At 73.2% G+C, this 13,305-nt stretch carries 13 protein-coding genes and 2 tRNA genes; 5 read left to right on the forward strand and 10 right to left on the reverse strand.

Translation table 11 applies throughout. From position 1 onward, the window contains the following. Positions 1 to 3 precede the first annotated feature (3 nt). Positions 4 to 2,283: a Stk1 family PASTA domain-containing Ser/Thr kinase gene (gene pknB, locus KZX60_RS06700; protein WP_248116696.1), complete on the forward strand. Its 2,280-nt coding sequence runs from the start codon at positions 4 to 6 to the stop codon at positions 2,281 to 2,283. Positions 2,284 to 2,331: 48 nt separating this feature from the next. Here the strand turns inward: pknB and KZX60_RS06705 are convergent, their stop codons facing one another. Further along, positions 2,332 to 2,988 (reverse strand): aminodeoxychorismate/anthranilate synthase component II, encoded by a 657-nt coding sequence (locus KZX60_RS06705; protein ID WP_248116698.1) that lies wholly within the window; start codon positions 2,986 to 2,988, stop codon positions 2,332 to 2,334. Positions 2,989 to 3,152: 164 nt separating this feature from the next. Between KZX60_RS06705 and KZX60_RS06710 the strand changes: the two genes are divergently transcribed. Continuing rightward, positions 3,153 to 3,464: a cell division protein CrgA gene (locus tag KZX60_RS06710; RefSeq protein ID WP_248116700.1), complete on the forward strand. Its 312-nt coding sequence runs from the start codon at positions 3,153 to 3,155 to the stop codon at positions 3,462 to 3,464. Between the two features lie 197 nt (positions 3,465 to 3,661). Here the strand turns inward: KZX60_RS06710 and KZX60_RS06715 are convergent, their stop codons facing one another. Beyond that, complete coding sequence (locus tag KZX60_RS06715; protein WP_248116702.1) at positions 3,662 to 4,516, reverse strand: rhomboid family intramembrane serine protease; 855 nt, start codon at positions 4,514 to 4,516, stop codon at positions 3,662 to 3,664. 104 nt (positions 4,517 to 4,620) lie between these two features. Then, a complete protein-coding gene (locus KZX60_RS06720) occupies positions 4,621 to 5,154 on the reverse strand; it encodes a peptidylprolyl isomerase (protein WP_282442663.1) in 534 nt (177 codons plus the stop codon). A 207-nt stretch (positions 5,155 to 5,361) separates the two neighbouring features. Between KZX60_RS06720 and KZX60_RS06725 the strand changes: the two genes are divergently transcribed. Further along, positions 5,362 to 6,531, forward strand: coding sequence for a hypothetical protein (locus KZX60_RS06725; RefSeq protein ID WP_248116706.1), 1,170 nt, complete (start codon positions 5,362 to 5,364; stop codon positions 6,529 to 6,531). A gap of 63 nt (positions 6,532 to 6,594) precedes the next feature. Here the strand turns inward: KZX60_RS06725 and KZX60_RS06730 are convergent, their stop codons facing one another. Next, complete coding sequence (locus KZX60_RS06730; RefSeq protein ID WP_248116708.1) at positions 6,595 to 6,819, reverse strand: amphi-Trp domain-containing protein; 225 nt, start codon at positions 6,817 to 6,819, stop codon at positions 6,595 to 6,597. Positions 6,820 to 6,868: 49 nt separating this feature from the next. On the opposite strand from KZX60_RS06730, the gene KZX60_RS06735 reads away from it, so the two are divergent. Then, positions 6,869 to 7,888 (forward strand): nucleoside hydrolase, encoded by a 1,020-nt coding sequence (locus KZX60_RS06735; protein WP_248116710.1) that lies wholly within the window; start codon positions 6,869 to 6,871, stop codon positions 7,886 to 7,888. Here the strand turns inward: KZX60_RS06735 and KZX60_RS06740 are convergent. Continuing rightward, positions 7,861 to 8,628: a queuosine precursor transporter gene (locus tag KZX60_RS06740; RefSeq protein ID WP_248116713.1), complete on the reverse strand. Its 768-nt coding sequence runs from the start codon at positions 8,626 to 8,628 to the stop codon at positions 7,861 to 7,863. The two genes, KZX60_RS06735 and KZX60_RS06740, sit on opposite strands and share 28 nt — an antisense overlap. Positions 8,629 to 8,754: 126 nt before the next feature. Between KZX60_RS06740 and KZX60_RS06745 the strand changes: the two genes are divergently transcribed. Further along, entirely contained in the window at positions 8,755 to 9,342 is a 588-nt protein-coding gene (locus KZX60_RS06745) for a hypothetical protein (protein ID WP_248116715.1), read from the forward strand. A gap of 11 nt (positions 9,343 to 9,353) precedes the next feature. On the opposite strand, the gene KZX60_RS06750 is transcribed toward KZX60_RS06745, so the two are convergent. The 5 genes from KZX60_RS06750 to gyrA all read right to left on the reverse strand — a co-directional run bounded on the left by KZX60_RS06750 (position 9,354) and on the right by gyrA (position 13,195). Then, positions 9,354 to 9,426, reverse strand: a tRNA-Ala gene (locus tag KZX60_RS06750). A 25-nt stretch (positions 9,427 to 9,451) separates the two neighbouring features. Then, a complete protein-coding gene (locus tag KZX60_RS06755; RefSeq protein ID WP_248116717.1) occupies positions 9,452 to 9,625 on the reverse strand; it encodes a DLW-39 family protein in 174 nt (57 codons plus the stop codon). Between the two features lie 56 nt (positions 9,626 to 9,681). Beyond that, positions 9,682 to 9,755 (reverse strand) — tRNA-Ile (locus KZX60_RS06760). A 126-nt stretch (positions 9,756 to 9,881) separates the two neighbouring features. Next, the gene (locus tag KZX60_RS06765) at positions 9,882 to 10,382 is read right to left on the reverse strand and encodes a DUF3566 domain-containing protein (protein WP_248116719.1); all 501 of its coding nucleotides are present in this window, start codon (positions 10,380 to 10,382) and stop codon (positions 9,882 to 9,884) included. Beyond that, positions 10,379 to 13,195: a DNA gyrase subunit A gene (gene gyrA / locus KZX60_RS06770; RefSeq protein WP_282442678.1), complete on the reverse strand. Its 2,817-nt coding sequence runs from the start codon at positions 13,193 to 13,195 to the stop codon at positions 10,379 to 10,381. Before gyrA ends, KZX60_RS06765 begins: the two co-directional genes overlap by 4 nt. Positions 13,196 to 13,305 lie beyond the last annotated feature (110 nt).

A 13,305-nucleotide genomic window follows, 5' to 3' on the forward strand; every position in this document is an offset into this window, starting at 1 on the left:
CCCGTGCCCGGACCCCGCATCCTCAACGACCGCTACCGGATCAACGAGCTGATCGGACGCGGCGGCATGGCCGACGTCTTCCGCGGCCGGGACCTGCGCCTGAACCGGACGGTGGCCGTGAAGCTGATGCGCGCGGACCTCGCCCGGGACGCCCAGTTCCAGGCGCGGTTCCGGCGCGAGGCCCGCGCCGCCGCCGCCCTCAACCACCCCTCGATCGTGGGCGTGTACGACACGGGCGACGTCTGCATGAGCGAGGACCAGCACCATCCCGTCGACTGCCCGTTCCTGGTCCTCGAGCACGTCTCCGGGCGGACCCTGCGCGAGGTCCTCGACGACGGGTGCGTGCCATGGCGGCGCGCCGCCGCGTGGACGGTGGGCGTGCTCGAGGCCCTCGAGCACTCGCACGCGGAGGGGATCGTCCACCGGGACGTGAAGCCCGCCAACGTGATGGTGACCCCCGCCGGGGACGTGAAGGTCACGGACTTCGGACTCGCCCGCGCCCTCGCGGACACCTCGGCGAACACGTCCCAGCAGACCGTGGTCGGCACCGCCCTCTACCTCTCCCCCGAGCAGGCCACGGGGCGCGCGGTGGACGCCCGCGCCGACCTGTACTCGGCGGGCTGCGTGCTCTTCGAGCTGCTCACGGGACGGCCGCCGTTCACGGGGGACACCCCTCTGGCGGTCGCCTACCAGCACGTGCGCGAAACCCCTCCCGCGCCCTCGGAGGTGGCCTCCGGGCTGCCGCCGGCGCTGGACCCCGTGGTGCTGCGCGCCCTGCGCAAGGACCCGGCCGAGCGGTACGCCTCCGCCACCGAGTTCCGCCGTGCCCTCGAGGCCGCCGTCGCCGACCCCACCGCGCTCCCCCTCGCCGAGGAGGGACCGGTCACCCGCGCGCTCCCGGCGGCGCCGCCCGCCGTGGGCGAGGGGGGACGGCCCGACGACGCGCCCGACGACGCGGACACCCAGGCTGTGGCCGGGCACGCCGTGGCCGGCACCTCCCTGCCCGGAGCACCCTCGGCCGCCCAGCTCGCCGCCGCGGCCTCCGTGGACGGACGCTCCCCCAGCACCGGCTCGCACCACGCGGTGGCCCCGGCCCGCCCGACCACCGTGCCCCTGGCGCTCGCGCCCGCAGCCCCGACGCCCGCGGGCTCCCATGCCGCGCCGCCGCCGCCCGAGCCGGGGACGTCCCGCCGTCGGCTCCTGGCCCTCGTGGGCGCCATGGGGGCGGTGCTGCTGCTCCTGGCCGCCGTCCTCTCCCTGACGCTGGGCGGGCGGGGCCTCGGCCCCTCGACGGTGCCGGACCTGCAAGGCCGGACCGAGGCGGAGGCCGTGGCGGCGCTCTCGGACGCGGGCCTCACCGCCGCCATCGTCCCGGTGTTCCACGCCTCCGTGCCCGCCCAGCACGTGGTGGACACCGATCCTGCCGCCGGCGCCGCCGTGGACCGGGGCGCCGAGGTGCGCGTGCACGTCTCCCGCGGCCCCGCCGACGTCGTGGTCCCGGAGTCCCTGCAGGGCGCGCCCGAGTCCACGGTGCGCGCGGAGCTGGAGCGGCTGGGACTGTCCGTGTCCTCCGTGGAGTACCAGGACGCCGGCGGGATGGCGCGGGGCCGGCTCGTGCGCACGGACCCGTCGCTCGGCAGCGGCGTGGACTCCGGCACTCCCGTGGTCCTCTACCTCTCCTCCGGCATGGTGCCGGTCCCGGACCTGGTGGGGATGACGGTGGAGGACGCCCAGGCGACGCTGCGCCGGACGGCCCCGGACCTGGCGACCCGCGTCCAGTCCGACGAGGGCGGGGCCGTGGACACCGGCGTCGTGGTGGGCCAGGATCCGCCCGCGGGGACTCGCGTGGACACCCGGTCCGCGATCACGCTGACCACGTCCTCCTCCGCGATCGCGACCGTGGAGGGACCCGCCCTGGTGGAGGACCCGGCCGCGCCCGCCCCGTCCTGGATCGAGCCCGAGCCGACGCGGGACCCCCCGCCGGCGGAGCCGCCCGCCACGGCCCCGCGGCCGGATCCGACCACCGCGGCCCCGGCGCCTCCGAGCGACCCGCGGCCCAGCAGCGACGACCCGGAGCCGAGCACCTCCGTCGAGCCGACCCCGGACCCGAGCACTGAACCGCCGAGCGATCCAGTGCCCGGCCCGGACCCCTCGGAGCCCTCACCCAGTGGCCCGGCACCCGACCCGGAGCCGACCGCACCGGCCGATCCGGACCCCTCGACCTCGGGCGGCGTGGAGCCCGTGGTCCCCGAGCCCTCGATCGAGCCGACGCCCTCCACGTGAGCCGCGGGGCGGCGGGGACCGCTCAGCCGTCCTCGTGGGCCTTCGTGGTCAGGCGTCCTCGCGGACGAGCGGCGTGAGCTGCGCGCCGCGCTCGGCGGCGCCGTCCAGCCCCACCGACTCGAGCCAGTTGCCCAGCATGCGGTAGCCGCCCTCGGTGAGCACCGACTCGGGGTGGAACTGCACGCCCCACAGCGGGGCCGTGCGATGCGCGAGGCCCATCACGACCCCGTCGTCGGTCTCCGCGGTGATCTCCAGGACGGACTCGTCCACCGTGTCGCGCACGGCGGCGAGCGAGTGGTAGCGGGTGGCCGTGAAGCGCTCCGGCAGCCCCGTGAAGGTCGCATGCCCGTCATGGCGCACCACGGACGTCTTGCCGTGCATGAGCGTCTCAGCGTGCGTCACGGTCGCGCCGAACGCCTCCGCGATCGCCTGGTGGCCCAGGCACACCCCGAAGAGCGGCCGGCCGCCGTCTGCCGCGGAGCGGATGAGGTCGAGGGAGACGCCGGCGTCGGCGGGCGCGCCCGGCCCGGGCGAGATGAGCACCGCCGTGTGCTCCGCGGCCAGGGCGAGGACGCGCTCGGCGTCCACCTCGTCGTTGCGGATCACGGTGGTGCGGGCGCCCAGCTCCTGGAGGTAGCCCACCAGGGTGTAGACGAAGCTGTCGTAGTTGTCGACGACGAGCACGGAGACCGGAGAGTCGCTCACGAGGGCCGCTTCTTCCTCCCCGCCGCGCGAGGGCGGGGTGCATAGACTGGCCCGGCACGCCGCGCGCCGGTCCTTCGGCAGGTCAGGGAAGGATACCGCGTGGCCCCTGGACCCCCACGTCCCACCCGCGACGCCCGGACCCGGGCAGCAGAAGGAGCATCACCGTGGCAGCCCCCTCCGGCAAGCGCAAGGACTCGGCCCGCCGCAAGCGCGCCGAGCTCGAGAGGGCCCGTTCCGGCGCCCGCGCCTCCTCCGTGAGCACCGACCTCGGCGTCGTCGACGCCGGGCCCGCTCCCCTGCCCCGCTGGTACAAGGCCGTCATGTTCGGCCTGATGATCCTCGGCCTGCTGTGGGTCTGCACCTACTACCTCACGCAGGGGCTCTTCCCGCTGGTGGGCCTCGGCGGCTGGAACATCCTCATCGGCTTCGGCCTCGCCCTTCTCGGGTTCCTCATGATGTCCCGCTGGAGCGAATGACACGGGTGTGATTCTCCACAGCGGTGGACAACCCTGTGGAGAACTTCATCGGCCCGCTGACGCGGCTGAAGCAGTTGTCCCCGGGTTTGTCCACAGGTGTGGACGGTGACTGGGCCACTCCTGCACAGGGCCCCTGTGGACAGTCCGCCACCGCGCGGGCCGGCCTGCCGGCCCGCGCGGTGGCGGACCGGCACGGCTCACATCACCAGCGCGTCGAGTCCGATCCGGGAGGCACCCAGGGCGGTGAGGCCCCCGAGTGCCGCCAGCACGACCACGAGGCCCGCCACCTGGGCGCCCACCCCGCCGCGCCCCCGCCCGGGAGTGCCCGGCAGCGGGCCGAGCCGGGTGAGGACCAGGGCGACCGCCGCTCCCGTGAGCAGGCCGCCCACGTGGACCTGCCACGAGATCCCCGGCAGGGCGAAGGAGGCCGCGAGGTTCAGGCCGATGAGCACCGCGATCGAGCGCACCTGACCGCCGCCGATCCGCGTGAGGAGGAAGAGCGCCGCGAAGAGCCCGTAGACGGCGCCGGAGGCGCCCACCACCGGCTGCAGCGGGTCGGAGGTCCACAGGGCGAACACGGCTCCGCCGACCGCCGAGATCGCGTACAGGGCGAGGAATCGCCACAGGCCCAGCACCGGCTCGAGCACGCGGCCGATCACCCACAGGGCCAGCAGGTTCAGGGCCAGGTGAGTGGGCCCGGAGACGTCGTGCACGAGGGCGTAGGTCAGCAGGCGCCACGGCTCGAAGGCCAGCGGCGAGGTGTAGAGGCCTGCGTACCAGAGGGACGGCGTCACGCCGGTGACGGGGTCCCGGTACAGCCACTGCAGCGCGTACACGAGGGCGGTGAGCACGATGAGGCCGGTCGTCGTCGGTGCCGCGGTCAGGGCGCCGAGGACGCCGCCGCGCCCACGGGACGCCCGCGCGGGGGCGGACGACGGCGTCGGGGCGGCGCCGCTGCCGGGCGCCGCGGCGCAGTCCGCGCACACCATGGCGCCGCCGGCGGGGCGCTGGCACTCGAGGCACGCGGGGCGGCCGCACGCGGGACAGGTCACATACGCCGCACGGCCCGGATGCCGCGGGCACACCGGGGGTGTGCCGTGCGCGGACTCCGGGCCGTGCGGTCCTTCGGGGGTGGTGCTCACCGGGAGCGGGCCGCTCAGGCCTCGGCGATCTCGATGGACTCGATCACGACGTCCTCGAGCGGGCGGTCGCGCGGGTCCGTGGCGACGGCGTTGAGCTGGTCCACGATCTCCTTCGAGGCCTCGTCCTTCACCTCGCCGAAGATGGTGTGCTTGCCGTTGAGCCAGCCGGTGGGCACGGAGGTGATGAAGAACTGCGAGCCGTTGGTGCCGGGGCCGGCATTGGCCATGGCGAGCAGGTAGGGGCGGTCGAACTGGAGCTCGGGGTGGATCTCGTCCCCGAACTGGTAGCCCGGGCCGCCGACGCCCATGCCCAGCGGGTCGCCGCCCTGGATCATGAAGTCCTTGATGATGCGGTGGAACACGGTGCCGGAGTACAGCGGGGCGCCGTTGTTCTTCTCGCGGGTCTGGGGGTGGGTCCACTCCTGCTCGCCGGTGGCGAGGCCCACGAAGTTCTTCACGGTCTTCGGCGCGTGGTTGCCGAAGAGCTCGACGACGATGTCGCCGTGGTTGGTGTGGATGGTCGCGGTATGCGTTGCGTTGGCGGTCATGGGCGTCATTGTTCCACCCGCGGCCCCCGCCTGCCCCGGCTCGACCGACGCGCCCTCCGCGTCTTCGCGGTGGGCCGAATCGCGGCGCCCCGGCGGGGCGGTGCTCGAAGAAGGGGCGCGCTCGGACCGTGCCATGGCCACCGCACGCCACTAGGCTGATCCGGAGACGACCAGTCCAGCGAACATCCGACTGCACGGGAGGCAGACATGGCCCGCAAGAACCCGACCACCGACTCCGCGATCCAGCACGACGGCGGGGCGGACACGTTCCTGACCCGCCAGGGCGAGATCCTGCGCCACTGGGCCGAGCCCAGGATCGAGGCCGCCCTCGCGTGGGGCGAGGCCGGCACCGCCTTCGGCGAGGTGGGCACCACCGTCGCCGCCGAGGAGGGCCGCCGCCGCGCCAAGGACGTCAAGCAGGACATGGCCCCCCTGGCCGAGCGCGCCGGCAAGGCCGTGGCCGGCGGCCTGGGCGCCGTCGCCCCCGTGGTCGCGAAGCAGAAGGACGGCCTGCACGAGTTCTTCTCCGCGCTCCAGGACCAGGCCGCCGAGCTGGGCGAGGAGTTCACCAAGGAGGCCGAGTCCGCCCGCAAGGCCGCGAAGAAGGCCGGCAAGCGCGGCGCGAAGAAGACCAAGCAGGTCCGCAAGGATGCCCGCGGCGCCGCCAAGAAGGCGGACACGAAGGCCGACGTGCTGGGCTTCCTGACCGCCCAGAAGGCCGGCAAGGCCAAGGACGCCGCCGCGAAGGGCGGGCTCACCGCCGCCGGGCTCCTGGCCGCCGCCGTCGCCGCCGTCCAGGACCAGGGCGAGAAGCTGGCCCCGCAGGTCCAGGAGCGCCTCGCCGAGGCCTCCCGCTACGCCGAGCAGCGCCGTGAGGAGTTCGCGCCCGTCGCCGCCTCGCGTCTGGCCGACGTGGCCGGCAGCGCCCGCCAGACCGCGCACGACGTCCAGGTGCCCACCTCCGTGGAGCAGGCCCTGATCGCCCTCACCGGGGACAAGAAGATTGTGGCCAAGCTGCGCAAGGGCGCCGAGCACTACGCCGGCCAGACCGAGAAGGACCTCAAGCGCACCGCGCGCAAGGCCGACCGCTCCGAGCGCGCGGGCGGCCGCGGCTGGATCGTCGCGGGCATGGCCGCCGCCGCCGCGGGCGCCGGCTTCGCGATCTGGAAGCTCACCAAGCCGGTGCAGGACCCGTGGGCCGCGCCGACCCCCGGCCCCATCACCGCCAACATCCCCGTGGTGGAGCGCGGGGCGGCGAACGATCCCTACGCCAAGCAGCGCGAGGCCGTCGCCGAGGCCACGGGCCACCGCGTCGTCGGCCAGGGCCAGGCCGTGGCGGACGCCGACGCCCGCGTGCCGGGCGAGCCCACCCGCTGACATGACGAGGCCCCGCCGGATCGCTCCGGCGGGGCCTCGACGTCGTGGGGGGCCGTCAGCCGGTCACCAGGACAGGCTGATCTCCAGCTCGGACGTCCCGCCCTGCTCGACCTCCACCTCGACCTCCAGCTCCACCCGGTCGGGCACGGCCACGACGACGTCGCGACCGCCCTGCACCACCCGCACCTCGTTCTGGCGTGAGAGCTGGTCGGCGATCTCGCGCAGGCGGGCGGCCGCCTGCTCGCGGGTCATGGACTGCTTCTGCTCGTTCTCGAAGAGCTCGCTCATGAGGCCGAGGCTAGCGGGCGCGGCGGCGGAAGGCGATAGGGTCCGGACCGTGAGCATGCGCGTGCTGGTGGACATGGACCCGGGCATCGACGACGCGTGCGCGCTGATCCAGCTCGTGGGCGCCGGCGCCGAGATCGCGGCGGTGACGGCGGTGGGCGGCAACGCCTCCGCCCGGCAGTGCGCCCTCAACGCGGCCGGCCTGCTGGAGGTCCTGGGGCACGACGACGTCGAGGTCGCCCTGGGTGCGGAGGCCCCCCTGCGCTGCCCGGCCGAGACCACCCCGGAGACGCACGGGCCGCAGGGGCTGGGCTACGCGCGCGTGCCGTGGCGCGAGGAGCGGATATCGGCGCGCCCCGCGCTCGACGTGTGGCTCGAGGAGCTGCGGGCACATCCGGGCCAGAGCGTGCTGCTGTGCACTGCTCCCCTGACGAACCTGGCCCTCGCCCTGCGCGCCGAGCCGCGCCTGCCGGAGCTGGCGAAGCAGATCGTGATCATGGGCGGCGCCTTCCACCACCCCGGCAACACCACGCCCACCGCGGAGTGGAACACGTGGTGTGACCCGGACGCGGCGAAGGAGGTCTTCGCGGCCTTCGAGGGGCTGCCCGAGGAGCGGCTGCCGATCGTGTGCGCGCTCGAGACCACGGAGCGGATCGAGTACACCCCCGCCCTGCTGGACGCGCTCCTCGCGGACGCCGGCCGCTCCCCCGTCGGGTGGAGCGCGGACCGTGTCCGGCAGCCCGGCCCCCTCGCGGGGACCGGGAGCGCCGTGCTGGACGTGCTGGCCGACGCGCTGCGGTTCTACTTCGAGTTCCACCACGACTACGACCAGGGCTACGTGGCGCACCTGCACGACCTGTTCGCCGCGCAGGTGGCCACGGGTCAGGCGGAGATCACGACGGCGGTCACGGTGATCGACGTGGAGGCAGAATCGGACCTGCTGCGCGGCACCACGGTGCACGACGACCGCGGCATCTGGGGCCGCCGCCCGAACGCGCGGCGCGTCACGGGCAACGACCCCGATGCGGTGTTCGCGGCGTTCGCTCAGGCGGCCGGCGAGGCCTCGCGGTAGATCTCGAAGCCGGGGGCCCGGTAGGTGGGCTCCCGCTTCTTGAGGGCTCGGATGATCAGCAGGGTGACGGGCACGATGAGGATCTCGATGAGCGTCTTGTAGAGGAAGCCGGTCGCCGTGTAGTTCGCCAGTTCCAGCAGTGAGATGGTGCCGGCGTAGGCGATGGTGCAGAAGACCAGGGTGTCGAAGAACTGGCCGACCACGGTGGAGAGGATGAGCCGGAACGCCACGTGCCGTTCCTTCATGCGCTCCTTGAGGCGGACCACGATGGACGCGTTGAGCAGGGAGCCCACGAGGAACGCGACGATGCCGGCCACGGTGATCCGCAGCATGGGCGCGAGGGCCTGGTCCCACACCTCGAAGTTCTCGACGGGCGTGGTCCAGGAGACCACCGTGTAGGTGAGGGCGGCGAGCACGAGCATCGCGAACCCGAGGACGATGGCGCGGCGGGCCCGGCGCCAGCCGTACACCTCGGCCAGGATGTCGCCGATGATGTAGACGAACGGGAACAGGAAGGCGCCGCCGTCGAAGATGAGGGGGCCGCCCTCGTAGAAGACGTCGGAGAGGATCGGCACCGTCGGCCCATAGAAGAGCTTCGCGGCGGTGACGCCGGAGAGGATGAGGAGGGCGACGAAGACGCCCACGAAGATGTCGTAGTAGCTGTGGGGCACCGCGGCGTAGGACGTGGGGCCCTGCCCAGATGCGGGCTGGTCTGTGGTCGGGTGTTCGGTGGTGTTCACCGACCCATCCAACCATCCCGCGGGGCAGGCCCGGCGCGACGGCGGCGGCTCGAGTTGTCCACAGGGCATCCCGGAGGCGTGGGGCGGGCCGCTAGCGTCGGCGGCATGGAGGGGAGGAGGCGAATCGTGGGAGGGGCCGTGGTCACCGTGCTGGGCCTCGCCCTCCCGGCGTGGGGGGTGCTGGAGGCGTGGACCGGCAGCCCGCTCCTCGGCAGGCGGGATCGCCGGCAGGTGACCTTGATGCTCCTCCTCTGCGGCGCCGCCTGGTGGTCGGCCGGACGTGTCCTCCTCCGCCCGCCGCGCGCAGCGCCCCCGCCGCTGCACGGGCCGCCCCGCAGCCCGGAGGAGGAGGCGAAGCGGCGCCGGATGCGTCTCGCCGTGACGGCACTGCTCGCGTATGCCGTGGTGCACACCGCGTGGGAGGCCACGCCGGGTGCACCGGTCGCCGCGGGCTACCTGGCCGTCACGGGCGGGCTGGTCCTCTGGGCGGGCCTCGTGATGTCCCTCCCGGGCGTCGCCGCCTGGGCGCGGCGTCAGCGGGCCTCGTGGACCGGGGAGGGCAGGGCGCCGGACACCCTCCTGACGGTCCCCGGGACGTCCGTGGTCCACTTCGTGGACCGGTCAGCGCGCGGCGGGCGCACGGGCGAGATCTGCAGAGACGGCGAGGGCCCCGCCGGAGCCGATCGTCTCGATCGTCCGGCGGGGCCCTCGTGATGGTCCGTCCGTGGAGGCAAGGGGACTCGAACCCCTAACCCCCTGCTTGCAAAGCAGGTGCGCTACCAATTGCGCCATGCCCCCGAGCGGTCCGCTCCACGTCTCCGGTTCAGGAGGCGGGTCGGTCCTTCGGCGCCGGGTCCGCGTGGGACACGCTCTCCGGCAGGCCATCCGTGGCCGAGGCCCAGATGTCCTTCCCCTCACGGTTCGCCCGCCACGTGCGGGCTCCGTAGGCCGCCGCGGCGGCGGCCGCCACGAGGGCGACGCGGGCCAGACGATCCATGGGAAACCCTCCGGGTACGAACGGAGCCCCAGCGGACCGGGGCTCTGTGGTGGGAGTGGGCGTACCAAGACTTGAACTTGGGACCTCTTCGTTATCAGCGAAGCGCTCTAACCGCCTGAGCTATACGCCCTCACCGTCGTTCTCGGCAGAAGCCGTTCACAACAGGAGATGACACTACACGAGCGCGGGCGCCCGGCGCAAATGCGCGCGGACGCCCACCGCCGTCGGCCCATACGGGAGAGACCGACGGCGGCGGTCAGTCGTCCGTGAGCGTGACGCCGATGCCGCCCACGAGGGACGCGCAGAGGTTGTACAGCAGCGCGAACACGGTGGCGAGAGCGGTCAGCAGGATCACGTTCAGCACGGAGAGCACGGTGGCCAGGGAGGTCACGGTGCTCAGCGGCGCGAGGCTCTGCACCGTGAAGCGGCCGGCCTCCACGCCCAGGACGGTGCCCAGGATGCCGTTGACCTTCTCGAACACGCCCGTGACGTCGGCGAGCGAGTAGAGCGCCACGGAGGCCACCACGGTCAGGATGCCCAGGGCCACGGAGAGCAGGAACGCGAGCTTGAGCACGGACCACGGGTCGATCCGGCTCAGCATCAGGCGCGCGCGGCGCACCTTCGCCTTGGGAACGGCGCGGACCAGGTTCTCCTGCCCCGCGGACGAGGTGGCCTTGCGGACCGGACGGGAGGACCTCTCCGTGCCGCCCGCGGCCCGGCCGGAGCCGGACGGGCGCTGCGCTGCGGACGTGCTCACTGCTCTCCTCCGTCTGCATCCTCAGCATCGGACGCCTCGAGGGCGCCGTCGGCCGCGGCTACGGGGTCGTTCTGATCGGCTGCTGCGTCCAAGGGTACATCCGGGCCCGTCACGCCCTCGGAGGCCTCGTCGGCTCCCGTCTCCACCCCGGCCACGACGCCCAGGCCGGCCGTGCTGACCGCCGGATCCGCGGCGTCGCCGAGGGCCTCGCTGGCCGCCTCGGGCGCGTTCGCCTCGGCATCGGCCTCCGCGTCCGCCTTGGCCACCATCTCCTGCTCGTTGTTGAGCGTCACGGCCACGATCCGGTCCTTCTTGTCCGGCTTCGCGAAGATCACGCCCATCGTGTCGCGGCCCTTGGCGGGCACGCCCGCGACGGCGGAGCGCACCACCTTGCCGGAGGCCATCACCACGAGCACCTCCTGGTCCCCGTGGACGACGAGGCCGCCGGCGAGGCCGCCGCGGTCGTCGACGAGCTTGGCCACCTTGGTGCCCAGGCCGCCACGGCCCTGCAGGCGGTACTCGCCCACGCGGGTGCGCTTGGCGTAGCCGCCGTCGGTCACGGTGAACACGTACGCGTCGTCGTCGCCCTCGGCCCGGATGACGTCCATGGCCAGCAGGGAGTCGCCGCCGCGGAACTTCATGCCGGTCACGCCGGAGGTCGCGCGGCCCATGGGGCGCAGCGCCTCGTCCGTGGCGGTGAAGCGCAGGGACTGGCCCAGGCGGGAGATGAGGACGAGGTCGTCCGTGTCGGAGACCACCCGGGCCGAGACGAGCTCGTCGCCCTCGCGCAGCTTGATCGCGATCAGGCCGGCGGTGCGGTTCGTGTCGTAGTCCAGCAGCGGGGTCTTCTTCACGAGGCCGCCCCGCGTGGCGAGCACGAGGTAGGGGGCCCGGGAGTAGTCCGTGAGCGGCTGGATCTGGGCGATCCGCTCGTCCGGCTGGAACGCGAGCAGGTTGGCCACGTGCTGGCCCTTCGCGTCCCGGCCGGCCTCGAGCAGCTCGTACGTCTTGATCCGGTACACGCGGCCGAAGTTCGTGAAGAAGAGCAGCCAGTGGTGCGTGGACACCGTGAGGAAGTGCTCCACCACGTCGTCGCCGCGCAGGGTGGCCCCGCGCACGCCCTTGCCGCCGCGCGCCTGGGAGCGGTACTGGTCGATCCGGGTGCGCTTGACGTAGCCGCCGCGCGTGATGGAGACGACCATCTCCTCCTCGGGGATGAGGTCCTCGATGGACATGTCCCCGTCGAAGCCGGCCACGATCTCGGTGCGGCGGTCGTCGCCGTGCTTGGCCACGATCTCCGCGAGCTCGCCGGAGACCACCTCGCGCTGGCGCTGCGGGCTCTCCAGGATCTCCGTGTACGCGGCGATCCGGGCCATGAGCTCGTCGTACTCGTCCTGGATCTTCTGGGACTCGAGCGCAGCGAGCTGGCGCAGCTGCATCTGCAGGATGGACTGCGCCTGGACGTCGTCGATGTCCAGGAGCTCCTTGAGCGCCTCGCGCGCCACCTCGGCCGAGGCGGAGCGGCGGATGGTGGCGATGACCTCGTCCAGCATGTCGAGCGCCTTGAGCAGGCCGCGCAGGATGTGGGCGCGCTCCTCGGCCTTGCGCTTGCGGAACGCGGTGCGGCGCACGATCACGTCGATCTGGTGCTTCACCCAGTGGTGCACGAAACCGTCGAGCGAGAGGGTGCGCGGCACGCCGTCGACGAGCGCGAGCATGTTCGCGGAGAAGTTGGACTGCAGCTCGGTGTGCTTGTAGAGGTTGTTCAGCACCACCTTGGCCACGGCGTCCCGCTTGAGCACGATCACGAGGCGCTGGCCCGTGCGGCCCGAGGTCTCGTCGCGCATGTCCGCGATGCCGCTGATCTTGCCGTCGCGCACCATCTCCGCGATCTTCGCGGCGAGGTTGTCCGGGTTGGTCATGTACGGCAGCTCGGTGACCACGAGGCACGTGCGGCCCTGGAGCTCCTCCACGTTCACCACGGCGCGCATGGTGATGGGCCCGCGGCCGGTGCGGTAGACCTCCTCGATCCCCTTGCGGCCCAGGATCTGGGCGCCCGTGGGGAAGTCGGGGCCGTGCACGCGCTGCAGCAGCGCCTCGAGCAGCTCCTCGCGCGTGGCCTCGGGGTGCTCGAGGTACCACTGGACGCCGGAGGCCACCTCTCGCATGTTGTGCGGCGGGATGTTGGTGGCCATGCCCACGGCGATGCCGGAGGAGCCGTTGACCAGCAGGTTCGGGTAGCGCGCGGGAAGGACGACGGGCTCGAGCTGCTTGCCGTCGTAGTTCTCCTGCATGTCGACGGTGTCCTCGTCGATGTCCCGGACCATCTCCATGGCCAGCGGGGCCATCTTGGTCTCGGTGTAGCGCTGGGCCGCCGCGCCGTCGTTGCCGGGCGAGCCGAAGTTGCCCTGGCCGAGCGCGAGCGGATAGCGCTGCACCCAGTCCTGGATCAGGCGGACGAGGGCGTCGTAGATCGCCGTGTCGCCGTGCGGGTGGTAGTTGCCCATCACCTCGCCCACCACGCGGGCGGACTTGTTGAAGGAGCGGTCCGGGCGGTAGCCGCCGTCGTACATCGCGTAGAGGACGCGGCGATGCACGGGCTTGAGGCCGTCGCGCACGTCCGGGAGCGCGCGGCCGACGATCACGGCCATCGCGTAGTCCAGGTAGGAGCGCTTCATCTCGGACTCGAGGTCCACGGGCTCGACCTTGTCGGCCGCGCCCTCGGGCAGCACGTAGTGCTCGATGCCCTCGCTCACCTCAGCCGGGACCACGGCGGCGTGCACGCCGCCCTCCGGGGCGGTGCCCTCGGGCATCTCGGTCTCGGGCGTCTCGTTCTCCGGCGACTCGTTCTCCGGGGGGGTCGTCTCGCTCACGCGGGTCCTCTCGTCCTCGTCAGCTCATGCAGGGGAAGTCCGGGGGCCCG

Source organism: Micrococcus sp. EYE_212 (assembly GCF_023147585.1).
Taxonomy (GTDB): Bacteria; Actinomycetota; Actinomycetes; order Actinomycetales; family Micrococcaceae; genus Micrococcus.